16 protein-coding genes and 1 tRNA gene are annotated in these 17,459 nt (G+C 46.0%); 14 read left to right on the plus strand and 3 right to left on the minus strand.

Features of this window, described 5'->3' with window-relative positions; all coding sequences use genetic code 11:
- Positions 1-24 precede the first annotated feature (24 nt).
- The 3 genes from AC9UC2_RS02450 to AC9UC2_RS02460 are packed head-to-tail and all read right to left on the minus strand — an operon-like array spanning position 25 to position 3,176.
- A complete protein-coding gene (locus AC9UC2_RS02450; protein WP_509524907.1) occupies positions 25-876 on the minus strand; it encodes an SGNH/GDSL hydrolase family protein in 852 nt (283 codons plus the stop codon).
- Positions 877-2,037, minus strand: a complete 1,161-nt coding sequence (locus AC9UC2_RS02455; RefSeq protein ID WP_509524909.1) for a glycosyltransferase — start codon at positions 2,035-2,037, stop codon at positions 877-879.
- On the minus strand, positions 2,034-3,176 hold the full coding sequence (locus tag AC9UC2_RS02460; protein WP_509524911.1) for a glycosyltransferase family 4 protein: 1,143 nt from the start codon (positions 3,174-3,176) through the stop codon (positions 2,034-2,036). Before AC9UC2_RS02460 ends, AC9UC2_RS02455 begins: the two co-directional genes overlap by 4 nt.
- 120 nt (positions 3,177-3,296) lie before the next feature.
- On the opposite strand from AC9UC2_RS02460, the gene AC9UC2_RS02465 reads away from it, so the two are divergent.
- From AC9UC2_RS02465 to holA, 14 genes are all read left to right on the plus strand, one after another.
- A complete protein-coding gene (locus AC9UC2_RS02465) occupies positions 3,297-4,079 on the plus strand; it encodes an electron transfer flavoprotein subunit beta/FixA family protein (RefSeq protein ID WP_509524914.1) in 783 nt (260 codons plus the stop codon).
- Positions 4,076-5,029 carry an electron transfer flavoprotein subunit alpha/FixB family protein gene (locus tag AC9UC2_RS02470; protein ID WP_509524916.1) on the plus strand — a complete coding sequence of 318 codons (954 nt, stop codon included), beginning with the start codon at positions 4,076-4,078 and terminating at the stop codon, positions 5,027-5,029. Before AC9UC2_RS02465 ends, AC9UC2_RS02470 begins: the two co-directional genes overlap by 4 nt.
- A 10-nt stretch (positions 5,030-5,039) precedes the next feature.
- A complete protein-coding gene (locus tag AC9UC2_RS02475; RefSeq protein WP_509524918.1) occupies positions 5,040-6,182 on the plus strand; it encodes a cysteine desulfurase family protein in 1,143 nt (380 codons plus the stop codon).
- Positions 6,179-7,252 carry a tRNA 2-thiouridine(34) synthase MnmA gene (mnmA, locus tag AC9UC2_RS02480; protein WP_509524921.1) on the plus strand — a complete coding sequence of 358 codons (1,074 nt, stop codon included), beginning with the start codon at positions 6,179-6,181 and terminating at the stop codon, positions 7,250-7,252. Before AC9UC2_RS02475 ends, mnmA begins: the two co-directional genes overlap by 4 nt.
- Positions 7,249-9,270, plus strand: coding sequence for an NAD-dependent DNA ligase LigA (gene ligA, locus AC9UC2_RS02485; protein WP_509524923.1), 2,022 nt, complete (start codon positions 7,249-7,251; stop codon positions 9,268-9,270). The genes mnmA and ligA overlap by 4 nt, the downstream gene beginning before the upstream one ends.
- A gap of 13 nt (positions 9,271-9,283) precedes the next feature.
- Positions 9,284-9,406 carry a hypothetical protein gene (locus AC9UC2_RS02490; RefSeq protein ID WP_509524926.1) on the plus strand — a complete coding sequence of 41 codons (123 nt, stop codon included), beginning with the start codon at positions 9,284-9,286 and terminating at the stop codon, positions 9,404-9,406.
- Position 9,407: 1 nt separating this feature from the next.
- Positions 9,408-9,956 carry a nicotinate (nicotinamide) nucleotide adenylyltransferase gene (gene nadD, locus AC9UC2_RS02495; protein WP_509524929.1) on the plus strand — a complete coding sequence of 183 codons (549 nt, stop codon included), beginning with the start codon at positions 9,408-9,410 and terminating at the stop codon, positions 9,954-9,956.
- A complete protein-coding gene (rsfS, locus tag AC9UC2_RS02500) occupies positions 9,946-10,317 on the plus strand; it encodes a ribosome silencing factor (RefSeq protein ID WP_509524932.1) in 372 nt (123 codons plus the stop codon). Before nadD ends, rsfS begins: the two co-directional genes overlap by 11 nt.
- The gene (locus AC9UC2_RS02505; RefSeq protein WP_509524934.1) at positions 10,307-10,957 is read left to right on the plus strand and encodes a histidine phosphatase family protein; all 651 of its coding nucleotides are present in this window, start codon (positions 10,307-10,309) and stop codon (positions 10,955-10,957) included. Before rsfS ends, AC9UC2_RS02505 begins: the two co-directional genes overlap by 11 nt.
- 47 nt (positions 10,958-11,004) lie before the next feature.
- A tRNA-Ala gene (locus AC9UC2_RS02510) sits at positions 11,005-11,077 on the plus strand.
- A 3-nt stretch (positions 11,078-11,080) separates the two neighbouring features.
- Positions 11,081-13,570: a leucine--tRNA ligase gene (leuS, locus tag AC9UC2_RS02515; protein WP_509524936.1), complete on the plus strand. Its 2,490-nt coding sequence runs from the start codon at positions 11,081-11,083 to the stop codon at positions 13,568-13,570.
- Positions 13,571-13,616: 46 nt separating this feature from the next.
- Positions 13,617-14,225, plus strand: coding sequence for a ComEA family DNA-binding protein (locus tag AC9UC2_RS02520; RefSeq protein WP_509524938.1), 609 nt, complete (start codon positions 13,617-13,619; stop codon positions 14,223-14,225).
- Positions 14,226-14,323: 98 nt separating this feature from the next.
- The gene (locus AC9UC2_RS02525; RefSeq protein ID WP_509524940.1) at positions 14,324-16,453 is read left to right on the plus strand and encodes a ComEC/Rec2 family competence protein; all 2,130 of its coding nucleotides are present in this window, start codon (positions 14,324-14,326) and stop codon (positions 16,451-16,453) included.
- A gap of 10 nt (positions 16,454-16,463) precedes the next feature.
- Positions 16,464-17,402, plus strand: a complete 939-nt coding sequence (holA, locus tag AC9UC2_RS02530; RefSeq protein WP_509524943.1) for a DNA polymerase III subunit delta — start codon at positions 16,464-16,466, stop codon at positions 17,400-17,402.
- Positions 17,403-17,459 lie beyond the last annotated feature (57 nt).

Below are 17,459 nucleotides of genomic sequence, written 5' to 3' on the forward strand. Positions count from 1 at the left end.
CCCTATGGCAGGGGCATTATGAAGTTACGAGACTCGCTCCTCGTAAACTTCTTGTAATTTTAGTTCAGATTGAATCGCAAAATCTGGATAATAAATATCGGCTTGTGTTTTAGAAAAGCGATTGAGGCTCATTTTTACAATTTCAGCGACCATCAAAAACAGCGCCGCCGGCAGTAAATCAACGGATCGTTTCAAGAACCATGGTGTCCCATTTCTTAACATCCACTTTATAGAGGTGGCTTTTGAAGCAACTTCAACCTTATCTATCTGGATTGGAGCTATCTGCCAGTTTCGCTTGAGCAGCAACTCTCTAAAGTGAGCTGCCATTAATTGATGCCCATATCTGCTTGGGTGCATTCGATCAATATGCCAAACTTTTCGGTCATAAATTCCAGATATACGTCGCGTGTACAAAACTTCAACATCAAATTCGCGTGAAAGTTTATGTATCACTTCATTAACTGCATTAATCCTTCGAAGCAGAATCTGGCCGAGAAGTTTCGGCAACTTAACGATCTTTGTGGGATCGTGTAGCTGTAGCAAAAGAATTTGTGTTCCAGATTCCTGCAGTTGAAAAAGGGTCTTCCTCAGATTTTGTCGGTACTTTTCTGGATCAAATCCATTACGCAATGCATCATTGCCACCAACTATGACCGCGCAGATATCTGGTTGCAATTGAAGCGCTAGCGGAAGTTGATGTTCTAAAACTTCAGCCGACTGAGCACCAGGGCGAGACAAGTTTGAAAAGACTATTGGATGTGAAAAGGATTGGGTCAAGTAATAAGCCCAGCCACGGGTAACTCCGTTTGCATCAGAATCTCCCACGCCAGATGCCGCGCTATCACCCAAAACAGCAAAAGTGACTACGCGCTCCATTTACGCTGCCTTTAGATTTCTGCGCAGAGCAGTAACTTCATGACCTGCGCCATGTAGTCGAAGCATCATCATGAGCGTTGAACTCCATGGATAATTCTCAGCTTGATGGTGGCAACTTTGGCTAAAGTCCAAGTTTTCATTTCTTAGAAGCAACACTTTTTGGATGGCATCTGCAAATGACTCTGGCTTGTTGTCGGCAATTGCCCCAACAGGTAACTTCGAATCCAGCATAAGAAATTCCCCAACTGCGCTGGTAGCTGATGCAACAACTGGTGTTCCAGAAGCCAAAGACTCTAGGGCAGCCAAACAGAATGTCTCAATTGGACCTGGTGCAATCGATACATCAGCACTGGCCATTATTTCAGCTAATTTATTGCGATCGACTATGTAGCCTAAAAATGTAACCGGATGACCAGCCGCCATTTGCTTTAGCTTTGCAAACATGGGACCCATGCCAACATAAACAAGTCGTGCATTCACTCCACGCTTTCGAAGTTCAATAAGAGTCAGAATTGAATTCTGAGGATTCTTCTCGGGAGACATTCGCCCAAGGTGGATAATTAGAACTTCCTGTTCTTTTAAAAGGTCACGACGCAGTTGTGCGTTTCGTAATTTAGGAGAAAAGGTTTCAAGATCAACACCTAGCGGGATATTTACTAGATTATCTGTGTGAATTTCTTCAAATTCTCTTGAAGCAAAAGCTGTCGTTGCAATAACATGATTGAACCTAGAAGCCAGGCGGGCGTTATGCCAGTTGACAAACTTTTTGAAACTGAATCGAAGATGTGATTTGACAAGGCCAGTTAGGGTTTCATGACTAAAGACAACGGTATGAATGTTTCGCTTCTTAGCCCATTGACCAACGCCAGACAAGGTAAAGCGATCCGATATTTCAAGTGCATCTGGTTTCAGCGTGATCAGAAGTTTCTTAACATCTTTATTGTTACGAATGATTCGATACCCGCCGCTAAAGGGTAGAACGATTGACGGCACAGTAATTTTCTTGCCGTAAATTGATTCTTCACAAAAGAACCCATTCCCCGGCACTAAGTATGTAAATTCATGGCCACGTGCCTTGTAACCCTTCCCTAGTTCATGCAAAGTTGTACGTATTCCGCCAGACTTTGGACCGTAGAAATTAGCGACGTGAACTATCTTCATGCGACCTTTACTCCCGCTTCTTGTGACTTTAGAGCAACTAGCTCTGTGTAATGCGAAATTAGCTGCGCATTAACTGATTCCCAAGTGCGCTCAATAACTGATTCACGAGCTCGAGCACCCATCAGTGCAGGTTCGGCTAGTTGAATGATTTGGTTTATCGCGTGATTGAGGCTGTAAGTGTTTTCAGTATCAATCAAATAACCAGTCCAGCCGTGCTTAACAAGGTCTGTCGGTCCACCAAAATTTGGGGCAATTACTGGCACACCGCTTGCAAAGGCTTCCTGAACACTTTGACAAAAAGTTTCATGTTTTCCGGTGTGAACAAAGATATCGAGTGAAGCGTAATGGCGGGCAAGGTCCTCTCCGCTTTGGTACCCAACAAATTTGGCATTCTTCAAAACTCTTTCAAGACGCGATCTTGCAGGCCCCTCTCCAACAATTACTAGTTGAATATCATCTCGCGCATCAAGAGTTGCTAAATCATCAATTCTTTTTTCATTTGCCAAACGACCGACATACCCAACAAGTTTGCGATCTGGCCGATTTCCAAGAAGTTCGCATCGTAAATTGATATCGCGCTTTTCGGGATTGAACTTTTCGGAATCGACACCGCGTGGCCACAAATGAACATTAGATACCCCTGTGGTTTTTAAATCTTCACAGGACCACTGCGATGGAGCCAAAGTCCGTGTGGTGCGATTGTGAATTTTGGCGACCCATTTCTTCAACGAGTCATGTGCAACCGTTAAACCGTAATGACGCGCAAACCCCGCGATGTCAGTTTGATAAACCGAGAGAGTTGGAATGTTTAATCGCTCGGCAACCCTTGATGCATAGTTACCAAGAAAGAATGGTGATGCCAGGTGAATAACATCGGGATTGAATCCATCGATTAGGGGCTCAATAGCTTTTTGTGGAAACCCAACAGGAAGCAAACCTTTCATTTCTAAACTAGGAACTCGCTTGACTCGAAACCCTGCATACTCAGTAATGCCACCAGCGCTTTCAGGGGCGATCACAAGGGCTTGATGTCCTTCGGCGCGTAGATGTTCTAGAACCCGCAGCACTGAATTAGTGACCCCGTTGACCTGAGGCAAAAATGACTCGGTGACCACAACAACCCTTAGCGATCGCTTCATGTGAGCAGATTGAGGTGACTCTCAGACTTAAAGTAGAAGTTGAGGTTACGAGTCGGCGAACCATGCGTGAAATCTGGGCGCCATGTAGAAATAATGGTTACTCACCAGTAACCTTTGGGTATGAAAATCGCCGTTTGCGTAAAGCAGGTCCCGGATTCATGGGCTGAAAAGAAGATGGTCAATGGAATTCTCGACCGTGAAAATGTAGATGCAGTTCTAAATGATCTTGATGAATACGCCGTTGAAGAAGCGCTGCGCATTGCAGAGGCACATGGCGGAAATGAAGAAGGCGGTCCAAACACTGTAACCGTCATTTCTATGGGACCAGAGCGAGCAACTGAGGCGGTTCGTAAAGCGCTCTCAATGGGTGCAAATGATGCAATTTTGATTACCGATTCAAAACTTGCAGGAGCTGATGCGCTCGCAACCTCAGCTGTGCTTGCTGCGGTTATTGAAAAAGGCGGATTCGATCTTGTTGTTTGCGGAACAGAATCAACTGATGCCCGCATGAGCGTTGTCCCTGCAATGCTTGCAGAACGTCTAAACGCGGCGCAGTTAACTTTTGCTTCAAAGGTCGAAGTTGATCCAGCTGCACAGAAAGTTTCAATTACCCGCGTAACCGAAGCCGGTGTAGATGAAATGCATGCGCAGTTCCCATGTGTAATTTCGGTGGTGGAAAAGATTAACGAACCACGGTACCCATCATTTAAGGGAATCATGGCCGCTAAGAAAAAAGTAATTGACAGTAAGGATTTGGCTGCAGTGGGTATCTCGGTTGATTCGGCTTGGTCACTAGTGGCAGATTCTTCTCCACGTCCAGCGCGCGCAGCAGGAATCAAAGTAACTGATGACAACGCGGCAGATCAAATGGTTTCATTTCTAGCAGAAAAGAAGTTGATATGAGCAATGTATTGATTTTGGCTGACTTCATTAGTTCAAAAGCCACAAAGACCAATGCAGAGTTAGCAACCGCTGGTGCACGTATCGGTGAAGTCACAGCAGTTGTTCTGGCCCCTGCTGGAAAAGGTGCAGCAATGGCTGCTGACATCAACAAAGGACCAGTAAGTAAAGTCGTTGTTGTTGAATCCGATGCATTTGTAAGTAATGGTGTGGCCGCAGTTGCAGATGTGCTTGCTCAGATTATCGCTGCGCAATCACCAGCAGCTGTTTTGATTGCATCTCACGCTTTTGGCAAAGAGGTAGCGGCTCGTACTGCAATCAAGAGCGGCTCAGGAATCATCACGGATGCCGTTGATGTTTCAGCAGATGTAACTGCTACGCAGCTAGTTTTTGGTGGATCGACAACGGTTCACTCGAAGGTTTCGCACGGAACTCCAATCATTACGGTGCGTCCTAATTCTGTTGATGCGAATGTTGCTGCAGCAACACCTTCCGTAGAAACTCTTTCGCTTCAAGTTTCAGATTCATCTAAGAAAGCAACGGTCACATCAACACAGCCTCCAGTTCAGGGTGGCCGTCCAGAACTGACTGAAGCAAATATCGTTGTTTCAGGTGGTCGCGGAACCAACGGGGATTTCTCAGCAGTTGAAGGTTTTGCAGATTCGCTAGGAGCTGCAGTTGGTGCATCGCGCGCGGCAACTGATGCGGGCTGGTATCCACATTCATACCAAGTGGGACAAACAGGTAAAACCGTTAGCCCTCAGCTTTATGTCGCGTGTGGAATTTCAGGTGCGATCCAGCATCGCGCAGGAATGCAGACAAGTAAGACGATCGTTGTCATCAATAAAGATCCTGAAGCGCCATTGTTTGAAATCGCAGATTTCGGCGTAGTCGGGGACTTGTTTGCCGTTCTACCTAAGGCAACGGAAGGCGTTAAAGCCCACAAGTCATAGACTTAGGCCCGTGCCTTCAATCTATGTAGACCATGCCGCAACGACGCCACTATCGCCTGCCGCATTTAAGGCAATTACTGCGCAACTTCAAGAACTAGGTAATCCTTCAAGTTTGCACACCCATGGACGCGCTACCCGCAAATCTCTAGAAGATGCGCGCGAATCTATTGCCCGCGAAGTTGGGTCCCTAGCATCTGAAGTAATTTTTACCGCATCCGGGACTGAAGCTAACAACATTGCGCTTAAGGGTTTGTGGTGGAATGGAAAAGCACACGGCAAGAAAGTAGTCGTGATTTCTGCCATTGAACACCACGCCATTTTGGATCCTGCACATTGGCTTGAAACACATGAAGGCGCCGAAGTAATCCTTGTTCCAGTTGATGTTAATGGAGTTATCGATCTTGAATTTCTGCGTGATCTGATTTCTAAACGTTCAGCTGAAATCGCGGTAATTTCGATTATGCATTCAAATAATGAAACCGGCGTTATTCAACCAATTCGTGAAGTTGTGGACATGGCCGGAAATATTCCAGTACATACCGATGCGGTGCAAAGTTTCAAAAAAGTGTCGTTGTCATACAAGGAACTTGGAGTAACTGCCTTAACTTTAAGTGCGCACAAAGTTGGGGGACCACTTGGAATTGGCGCCTTGATTTTGCGTCGTGCGTATGAAATTCCGGCTTTGCTTCATGGCGGTGGACAAGAGCGCGAAATACGAAGCGGTACTTTAAACGCACCAAGCATTGTTGCTTTTTCTGCAGCATCGTCAGAGACCTATCCAAGTGCTGCCGTTGAAACTCTTCGTGACAATTTTATTCAAGCACTTGGTAAAGCAATCCCCGATGCCTACATCAATGGGGGAGCAAGTAAGCGCTTGCCAGGAATAGTCAATGTGACTTTTCCGGGGACACAGAGCGACACCTTGTTATTGCTTTTAGATAACGCACATGTTTCAGCCTCAACTGGCTCGGCATGTAGCGCAGGTGTGCATGAAGCAAGTCATGTTCTTCTGGCCATGGGACACAATGAAACAACCGCTCAGTCATCCTTACGCTTTTCATTCGGGGCCGGTTCTACGCAAGCAGATGTGGATTTTGTAATGTCAGTGCTGCCCGATGTAATTGTCAGAGGACGGGCGGCGAACAACATATGAAATTAATCGCAGCAATGAGCGGTGGAGTTGATTCAGCAGTCGCCGCTGCCCGCGCAGTAGAAGCCGGTCATGATGTTATTGGAGTTCACTTAGCGCTGGCTGCAAACCCACAAAAGTATCGATCAGGTGCGCGTGGGTGTTGCACTATCGAAGATTCACATGATGCGCGCAGAGCCGCAGACGTCATTGGTATCCCTTTCTACATTTGGGATATGGCTGAAGAGTTTCATGATGGTGTTGTTGAAGATTTCCTAGCTGAATATTCTGCTGGCAGAACTCCAAATCCATGTTTGCGTTGTAATGAAAAGATTAAGTTTGCAGCGGTTTTAGATCGTGCACGTGCGATGGGCTTTGATGGTGTTGTCACTGGCCACTATGCGCGCACCGAAATTGGTCCAAGCGGAAAAACTTTGCATAGAGCAGTCGATCATTCAAAGGATCAGTCCTATGTTTTGTCGGTACTTACGATCGAACAAATTAATGGTGCAATCTTTCCTTTGGGGGACACAACAAAAGTAGACATCCGTGCCGAAGCAGAACGCCGAGGATTAGCTGTTGCACAAAAGCCCGATAGTCACGACATTTGCTTTGTGCCATCAGGTGATAACGCTGGTTGGCTGCGCGATCGACTGGGCAGTGAAGTAGGGCCAATCGTTGATCAAGATGGAAATAAAATTGGCGAACACAAAGGTGCATACACCTACACAATTGGTCAGCGAAAAGGTTTAGGCCTGACGGTTCCAACAGCAGATGGTTCACCGCGCTTTGTATTAAAGATCGAACCGGTAACAAACACTGTTGTGGTGGGAGCTCGCGAAGATTTAGCAATTACAACAATGCGTGGCGAACGCCCAGTGTGGTGTGGACCTGCAGTCACTGCTGAACCGCAGCAAGGTTTTGTCCAAGTGCGTGCGCATGGCGCTGCTTTGCCCTGTACCTATTTCTTCGACGGAACTCTTCTTGTAGCCACTCTGGTTGAGCCATTACTGGGACTTGCGACGGGGCAAGCGATGGTTATTTATGATGGTGATCGCGTCGTGGGGTCGGCAACAATTTGTGAGACAGAATGACTAGCAAAGCCCGTCACCGTATGACCGAGCTGATCAATGAAATCCGTGATCACCAATTTAAGTATTACGTTTTAGATCAACCAACAATTACAGATGCACAGTTTGATGAATTACTCCGCGAATTACAGATATTAGAAGATAAGAATCCAGAGCTGCGCGAACCAGATTCACCTACACAGCATGTGGGCGGGGGATTTTCTACCCAATTTGAACAGCGTGACCATATCGAAAAGATGATGAGCCTGGATAATGTTTTTGATTCAGATGAGTTATCACAATGGTTTGATCGGGTCGAAAAAGAGATTTCAACGCCGCAGTATCTTTGCGAGGTAAAAGTCGATGGCCTGGCTATTAACTTAACCTACGAAAACGGCGTGCTGGTTCGCGGTTTGACTAGAGGTAATGGTGTTACTGGCGAAGATGTAACCCTTAATGTGAAAACGATTAAGAATTTGCCACATCAATTAAAGGGTGATTCTGCGCCAACTTTGATAGAAGTCCGCGGTGAAGTTTTCTTTCCGATAGCTGCATTTAATGAACTCAATGACTCATTAGAAGAAGCCGGCAAGCAGCTATTTGCTAATCCACGAAATGGTGCCGCGGGTTCACTTCGTCAAAAAGATCCACGAGTTACTGCCTCCAGACCACTTTCTGTTGTTGTACATGGCGTTGGCGCGCGCGATGGCATTTCATTTGAGTCTCAAAGTGGTGCCTACCAAGTGCTAAAGAGTTTAGGTTTACCAACCAGTGATCGCTTTAAAGTCTGTGGTTCGCGCACAGATGTTCAAAAATTTATTCAATTTTATGCAGACCATCGCCATGACGTGGAACACGAAATTGATGGCGTCGTCATTAAGGTTGATTCTTTGTCTCAACAAGCTCAGCTCGGCTTTACTTCACGAGCTCCAAAATGGGCAATTGCATATAAGTACCCACCAGAAGAAGTAACAACGGTATTACTAGACATTAGAGTCAGCGTCGGAAGAACCGGCAGAGTTACACCTTTTGCATATATGGAACCTGTAAAAGTTGCTGGATCTACAGTTACAAATGCAACCTTGCATAACGCCGAAGAGATTGTTCGTAAAGGCGTCTTAATTGGGGACACCATCGTTATTCGTAAAGCTGGGGATGTAATTCCAGAAGTACTCGGTCCTGTACTTGATAAGCGCAAAGGAACTGAGCGCGCATTTGTTATGCCAACACACTGTCCAGAATGTGGCGATGAACTTCGTGCCATGAGCCAAGGCGATGTTGATATTCGTTGCCCAAATACTCAAAGCTGCCCGGCACAACTTCGAGAGCGAATTTATTACATAGGTTCGCGCGCTGCGCTAGATATTGATGTTCTAGGGTATGAAGCCGCAATTGCCTTGCTAGATGCAAAGATAATTAAAGATGAGTCAGATCTTTTTGATCTGACTGCAGAAAAACTTGTTACTTCAACTTTTTTTACAAAAAAAGATGGAACACCTGCGGCAAATGTAGATAAGTTATTGGCAGCGCTAGAAGAAGCAAAGAATCGTCCATTGTGGCGGACATTAGTTGCGCTCTCTATCCGCCACGTTGGCCCAACCGCTGCGCAAGGTTTAGCAACTGCCCTTGGTTCAATCAAATCGATTTCAGAAGCTAGCGCTCAAGAACTAGCAGATATCGATGGAGTAGGGCAGATCATCGCCGAATCTATTGTCGAATGGTTTGGTGTGAAGTGGCACAAAGAGATTATTTCCAAGTGGGAAAAAGCTGGCGTGTGCATGGTTGTACAAGTCACTGAACAATTGCCGCAAACACTGGCCGGGCTGACCTTTGTTGTCACCGGCGGTCTTGAATCATTCTCTCGAGATGGGATTTCAGAAACTATCTCAGCCCATGGCGGTAAACCATCCTCATCGGTTTCAAAGAAAACCGACTATGTATTGGTTGGAAGTGACCCGGGTTCAAAGCTGGCAAAAGCACAGGAATTAGGTGTGCCAGTAATCGATGAAGCAAGATTTAAAGAGCTATTGGCAGGTAAGTAGTAGTATTCCAACCATGATGATTCTTGCCAGCGAGGTTACTCGCGAACTTCCAGCCTCACCACTCTTTTTTGGAGTCTTCACATTTGTTGTGATGTCAGTTTTTCTGTATTTAGTACTTCGCCTAGACCGAGACTAATTTGTCCCGAGTAGGTATTTACGGAGGTACTTTTGATCCGATTCATCTGGGCCACCTGCACGTAATTACCCAATTGTTTGAAAAAGATTTAGTAGATCAGTTATTGGTTATTCCGGCAGGCGTTCCGCTTCTTCGAGAAAATGCTCCAATTGCAACTGGGCAACAAAGACGCACCATGTGCCAATTAGCTTTAGCTGATTTGCCGGCAGAAATTGCATCCAAGGTTCAGGTCAATCCCATTGAAATACTTCGAACCGGTCCCAGCTATGCAATCGATACCGTTGAAGCGGTTGCCCAAAATTATCCAGATGACACCATCGTTTTAGTTATTGGCCAAGATGCCGCAGAAAAATTGAATCAATGGCACCGCATTGACGAATTACGGGAAATGGTTGAATTCTTAATCATCGCAAGACCTGGATTTACAGGCGATGGGGTTGATATCGGAGCTTTAAATGTTGCGGCAACCACAATTCGCCAAGGTTTGAGCGCAGATGTTTCGTCATCAGTGGCCACATTTATACGAGAGAATAATCTCTATGACAATTAGCAGCAGAACTTTAGAGATTACCCAAGTGGCCGCCAAGGCAGCGATCGACAAGATTGCAGTAGATGTGGTGGCGCTAGATCTTTCAGATCAATTAGTTCTGAGCGAAGTTTTCTTAATCGCAACGGGTCAAAATGAAGCACAGGTTGATTCGATTGCAGATGAAGTAGAACGCCAACTTGCAGCAATTGGTGACAAGCCGATTCGTCGCGAACACGGTGCTGAATGGATTTTGCTTGATTATTCAGATTTAGTAGTTCATGTACAAAGCGCTGAACTTCGCAAGTACTACATGTTGGATCGCTTGTGGAATGACTGCCCAACAATTGATTTAGAAGCAGTGAGGGCCTCGCTTGGCCGCTAATCGCGTTCTTTTGTGGCGTCACGGCCAAACTGACTGGAATGTTGTTAACCGTTTTCAAGGTCATTCAGATATTGACCTTAATCAAGTAGGCCGTTTCCAAGCACAACATGCAGCTCAAATTCTTGCAGGTATGAAGCCAACGATGATTATTTCAAGTGACTTAGGCCGTGCACGCGATACTGCGCAAGCATTAGCTGATCTGACTGGGCTTAGCGTTGCAATCGATGAAGATCTTCGCGAAACCAATGGTGGTTTGTGGGAAGGAAAAACTGGTGCTGAAAATCGCGCCGAAGATTTCCATAATTTTATTCGTTGGATCGATGGCGAAGATAATCCCGCAGGTACAACGGGTGAACGACGCAGCGAAGTTGCAGACCGCGCGATTCGTGCCATCAAGAAAGCTTTAGGGGAAAAGACAGATCAGTTGTTGGTTGTTACAACCCACGGTGGAACTGCTCGATGTATTTTGGGTTCCCTACTTGAACTTCCAATGTCTAAATGGGGAGTCATTGGTGGATTGTCTAATGCGTCATGGTCGATTTTGGAACGGAATCCGCGACAGTGGAATTTGATTGAACATAATGCTGGCTCAATTCCAGAGCCTGTATATGGTGAAGAAAGTGGTGCAACTCCTGCATAAAGGCGCCCCGCAGTAAATGCGGTAAGGTCTGCACTCGCACAAAAATTGGGGCTATAGCGCAGCTGGTAGCGCACCTGCATGGCATGCAGGGGGTCAGGGGTTCAAATCCCCTTAGCTCCACGTATGAATAACAACGTGAATGACGAGCGCGAGCACGCGGCATACGACTTTGCCTACGTGCAGGAAAAGTGGCTGCCTATTTGGGATCAGCTACAACCATTTAAATCAGGTCGCGCAGATGACGCCCGTGAAAAGAAATATGTCTTGGACATGTTCCCTTATCCATCGGGAGATCTTCATATGGGCCATGCCGAGGCTTATGCACTCGGCGATGTAATCGCTCGTTATTGGGCGCAAAAGGGTTTCAATGTCATGCACCCGATTGGTTGGGATGCTTTTGGTTTGCCCGCAGAAAACGCAGCAATCAAGCGCAATTCAGACCCAAGAATTTGGACGTATGAAAACATTGCGGTGCAGAAAGCATCGATGCGACGTTATGCATGTTCATTTGATTGGGATCGCGTTTTCAATACCTGCGACCCGGAATACTACAAATGGAATCAATGGTTATTCCTAAAGTTTTACGAACGTGGTTTGGCTTACCGCAAAGATTCGGCGGTTAACTGGTGTCCAGGTTGCCAAACCGTTCTTGCAAATGAGCAAGTAGTTGCAGGGCTGTGCGAGCGTTGTGATTCAACTGTCACCAAGAAGAAGTTGAATCAGTGGTATTTCAAGATCACTGATTATGCCGATCGTTTACTTGATGACATGGCTCAACTTGAAGGTAAGTGGCCTGACAAAGTTCTAACGATGCAGCGCAACTGGATCGGGCGCTCAACTGGTGCAAATGTTAACTTTGACATCGAAGGTCGCACTGAACCCGTAACGATTTATACAACCCGACCAGACACATTGTTTGGCGCAACCTTTATGGTTGTTGCAGTCGATAGCGAATTAGCCGCCGAACTTGTTCAAGGAACCGGCGTTGAAGCAGATTTTGCGAAGTATTTGGAAACCATTAAAGCTGCAAGTGATATTGATCGTCTTGCAACTGATCGCCCAAAGAGTGGTGTATTCCTTAATCGTTTTGCAATCAACCCAGTAAACGGTGAAAAGTTACCTATTTGGGCCAGTGATTATGTTTTAGCTGATTATGGAACCGGTGCAATCATGGCCGTTCCTGCTCATGATCAACGTGACTTGGATTTTGCTCGTGCCATGAAACTTCCAGTTCGCGTAGTTGTTGAAACTGGAGAAGAAGATCCCAACGAAACAGGCGTTGCAACAGTAGGAGATGGAAAGTTAGTTAATTCAGAGCTCTTAAATGGCCTGAATAAAGCCGATGCAATTGCTGCGATTAACAAAAAGCTGGAATCAGATGGCAAGGGAAAAGCTGCCCGCAACTATCGTTTGCGTGATTGGCTAGTTTCACGCCAGCGCTACTGGGGAACTCCAATACCAATTATTCACTGTCCATCATGTGGTGAAGTGCCAGTACCTGCAGATCAACTTCCATTAACTTTGCCAGACGCAGAAGGTCTTGATTTAAAGCCAAAGGGAACTTCGCCATTGGGTGCTGCAACAGAATGGGTAAACGTGAAGTGCCCGAAGTGTTCAGCTGATGCAAAGCGCGACACAGACACGATGGACACTTTTGTGGATTCTTCTTGGTACTACCTGCGTTATGCCGATCCAACAAATGCAACTGAACCATTTTCAAAGAAAGATATAGATACGTGGTTGCCTGTAGATCAATATGTTGGCGGAGTGACTCATGCGATCTTGCACCTTCTGTACAGCCGTTTCTTTACTAAGGTGCTAAACGATATGGGAATGGTCGATTTCAATGAACCATTTACCCGTTTGCTCAATCAAGGAATGGTTGTCATGGATGGCTCTGCGATGTCTAAGAGTCGTGGCAACTTAGTCCGACTTTCAGACGAGTTAGAAAACCATGGTGTAGATGCGATTCGTTTGTCCATGGTTTTTGCTGGACCTCCAGAAGATGATGTGGATTGGTCAGACGTGTCACCATCTGGCTCGGTTAAATTCTTGACCCGTGCTTGGAGATTATCGGGAGATGTAACAAGTCCTGCAGGTGTTGATTTTGGTTCGGGCGATCTTGCTTTACGTAAAGCAACTCACAAGGCATTACATGATGCTGGATTTGCCGTTGAATCTTTCCGCTTTAACGTTGCCGTTGCACGCGTAATGGAACTAGTAAATGCAACACGTAAGGCTATTGACTCTGGTTGTGGCGCCGCAGACCCTGCAGTTCGCGAAGCAGTAGAAGCGATTGCAATCATGTTGTCACTAGTTGCACCATTTACCGCTGAAGAAATGTGGGAGCGACTAGGCCACAAACCATGTGTAGCACTTGCTGGCTGGCCTGCTGTTGATGAGAAATTACTTGTGGCTGATGCAGTCACTGTTGTTGTGCAAATTAACGGCAAGATTAAAGACCGCATTGATGTTGCACCAACGATTACTGACGCCGAACTTGAGGCAGCCGCACTTGCTTTACCTAGCATTGTCGATGCATTAGCTGGAGCAACAATCAACAAGATCATTACCCGCGCTCCAAAGCTTGTAAATATCGTTATCAACAACTAAAGGCTAGTTAACACCGTGGCGCTTGTGCCAAGTTCACACTTGCTTAATGGAACAACTTCGAACTGCATTTGAATCTCTATCCCAATGGTGGTTTGACTTACATTATTCGCGGCATCAGAAAATAGCCCTTGGAATAGTTGCTGCAATAGTTTTGATCTTTTCAGTATTTATTGTCCTTCGAGGAAACACCCAGATAAACGCGGCTCCAGAAATCACCCCTATAACAATTTCGGAGCCAGAGATATTTGTAGATGTGACAGGTGCGGTAAACAGGCCTGGGGTTTATAGCCTTACCGGAAGATCTCGAGTAATAGATGCCATCAAAGCAGCTGGCGACAGCGCACCCGGTGCAGATCTGAGCACCATCAATTTGGCGCGCGTGCTCAACGATGGTGAGCAGATTTATGTTGATTCAACAGTTGTAACCAGTTCCGGGCAACGAGTAAGTAAGAAGATTGCATCAGGACCTATCAATATTAATCGTGCAACGCTCAGGCAACTAGATGGCCTTGATGGAATTGGACCTGTAATTGCTGGCCGAATAATTGATTATCGAAATAAGAATGGCTCTTTCTTGACTATTGAGGATCTCCAAAAAGTAAGCGGAATTGGTGTTGCAAAATTCGCACAGATCAAATCAAAAATCAGAATTTAATTGATTACCGAGCCCTTGCACTAGGAGGAGCGCTTTGGGCTGGAGCATTGCTACAAAGCGCAGTCTCGCCCTGGCGAATATTTGCGTGCGCTTTAGTATTGGTAGCGGTAGCCATTGTCAAGAGCAAAAAGAGATTAACTCTGATTGTGCTGACAATTATGGTCGGAGCCGCCGCGATGTCTATGCGACAGGCATCGCTTGAAAATTCGGCGATCACCGAATATTTCAATCAAGAAGTTGAGTTCTCAGCTCAAGTAAAAACTGACCCTAGTAAAACAGCTACTGGAAATTTCTCCTTTACTGTTCGATTATTGCAATTTACTGCAAACGATAAAGTTTTCTCACTACGTACTCCGATTCGAATTCTTACAAAAAAGCAGATTGAACTGCTTCCAGGCCAAACAATCTCTGGGACAGCGACTGTTTTGAAAAGCAAAGAATCAAGGGTGGCGGCATTATTTATTGTCAATGGTGCAATCACTGTTCAGACTGAGCCTTCTTCTTGGGCAACTGGATTGGGTGCAATCCGTCAGGGGTTACGCGATAATTCTGGTGATGGCGATGCTGGTGCATTGATTCCTGGAATGGTGCTGGGGGATACCTCCAAACAGTCAGATGAGTTCAAAGATGCCATGAAGCGTTCAGGTTTAACCCACTTAGTTGCGGTAAGCGGTGCAAACTTTGCAATTGTTTCAACCTTTGTTTTGTGGTGCATGCAATTTGTAATTCGCCAAAAGAATGTACGAATAATTGCAACGGCTATCGCTCTTATTTGCTTTATAGCTCTAGTAAGGCCATCACCGTCGGTGTTGCGCGCTGCAGCCATGGCGGCTGTTCTTTTGTCAGCACAACTTGGCAAGCGGGGTTCGGACTCTTTACCGGCTCTAGGTTTTGCAATCTGCGCAGTTGTTCTTGGAGATCCATGGCAAGCACGCGATGCAGGTTTTGCACTTTCTGTTTTAGCAACGGCGGGATTACTTCTGCTTGCCCCGCGTATTGTGGAAAAGCTACCAACTCATAAGAAGTTGGCTGGGGCTCTGGCACCACCTATTGCAGCGATAGTTTTTTGCTCACCTATTCTTGTTTCGCTTTCCGGATATTTGTCACCTATGAGCATTATTGCAAACTTATTAGCAGCACCTGCGGTTGCGATAATTACCGTACTTGGATTTATTGCAGCCCTACTTTCTCCCTTTGCACCATGGTTAACCCAGTTCATTATCTTCTTTATTCGTTTTCCCGCAGGCTTTATAACTGGGGTAGCTCACTGGGTCGCAGCTTTTCCGGTGCTAACAATTCATAACGGCGTACTTGGCTTTGGCCTAATGGCATTAATTCTTGCCATTCTTTTCCTTTTTAAAAAGAATTGGAAAAAAAGTGCCGCAGTGCTTCTAATAGTTATTCTTTCCCTGGGTTGGATTCAACGATGGCCCGTTGGTGATTGGCAAGTTGCACAATGTGATGTGGGCCAAGGTGACTCTCTTGTAATAAATCTTGGCTCACATCGCGCAATAGTTATTGATGTTGGCCCCGAATCTATGGCCGAAGACAAGTGCCTCAGGGATTTGGGTATTAAAGAGATTCCATTGCTCATCCTTTCTCATTTTCACGCCGATCACGTTGGCGGTTTACCGGGACTTCTGAAAGGAAGAGAAGTGCATCAGGTTTGGATCAGCAATAATTTAGAACCTGAACTTCAAAGCAGGCTGGCGTTAAACTCCTTAAAGAAATCAAAGATTGTCACGGTACAAAAGGGGCTTACTGCACAAGTGGGTGATGTCAGGTTAGAAGTTCTTTGGCCAGAGTCAACAACAAGAGTTTTTGAAGAACTACCCGGCGAGGGCTCAGCGATTAACAACTCAAGTATTGCCGTGATTGCACAAACTTCTGATTGGAGTCTTTTCTCAGCCGGTGATCTTGAACCACCAGCACAACATGAACTGATTAACTTAGTTAGACCGATAGATATTTATAAGTTCTCTCATCACGGATCTAAATATCAGGATGAGGGATTGATCAAGGCCTTGGCCCCACAAATTGCGCTAATCAGCGTGGGGGCTAAGAATCCATATGGTCATCCGGCCAAAGAAAGTATTGACTCCCTGACTAGACTTGGAACACAGGTTTTTCGGACAGATACAGATGGCGCGATTTCAGTGACGGCAAGTGGTCACCATCTTCGAGTCCGGAAAAGCAAAGGTAGGATTAAATTGTTTTACTGGAGCTAGGGAGGCAGGGATGAACGCTTTTTACTTGATCCTTGGCTCAGAATCCGCACTTGCAGATCGCGCACTGACTAAGCTCAATGCCCAACTTAAAGAGGAAAAGTGTGAAGTCACCACTTTGTTTGCCGCAGACACAATCGTTGGCGATATTGCTGATGCTTTAGCGCCTTCACTTTTTTCTGATAAACGCGCTCTGATTATTCGTGACCTTCAGGATTTACCTGAAGATAATCGAGATGAGATAACTAGGTATCTAGAACAACCTGATGCATCAACCACTGTAATTTTTGTTCACAAAGGTGGAGTCAAAGGTAAAGCCCTGCTTGATGCAATTAAAAAGGCGAAGCCCGAATTAATCCCGTGTGATCCACTAAAGAAGGAAGCAGAGAAGGAAGAGTTTGTTAGATCTCTTTTTCTAGATCTTGGTCGTAAAGCTTCAACTGGCGCAGTTGCAGCATTGGTGGGCGCGCTCGGTAATGATCTTCGTGAATTACAAGGTGCGGTTGGACAAATTGCCGCGGATGCACCTTCGGGTTTAATTGATGAAGCAATGGTTGATAAGTATCACCAAGGTCGAATCGAAACAACCGGCTTTGATGTGGCTGATGCAACCCTTGATGGCAATCTTTCTGCAGCACTAATTTCTTTGCGCAGTGCACTGGAAACTGGCACCGATCCAGTAATGATTACTAGTGCGATCGCATCCTCATTGCGTTCCCTGGCAAAGGTGTCAGGTGCTAATCGCAATCAGAAATCCTTTGAGCTTGCAGGTCAATTGGGAATGGCTCCATGGCAGATTGATAAGGCCCGCAGACAGCTGGCCCGCTGGAGTCCGGCTCAAATTGCTGATGCCGTTGGGGCAATCGCCCAGGCAGATGCCGAAGTTAAGGGTGCGGCCAGCGACCCCGTATATGCGCTCGAAAAGGCTGTGACCAGGATCGTTCAATCGTAATTTGACCGCTACGCACACGCTTGCGTACGCTTACCCTCTGCCCACGGACCTCAATTA

Source organism: Candidatus Planktophila sp., from assembly GCF_036734405.1.
Classification (GTDB): Bacteria; Actinomycetota; Actinomycetes; order Nanopelagicales; family Nanopelagicaceae; genus Planktophila.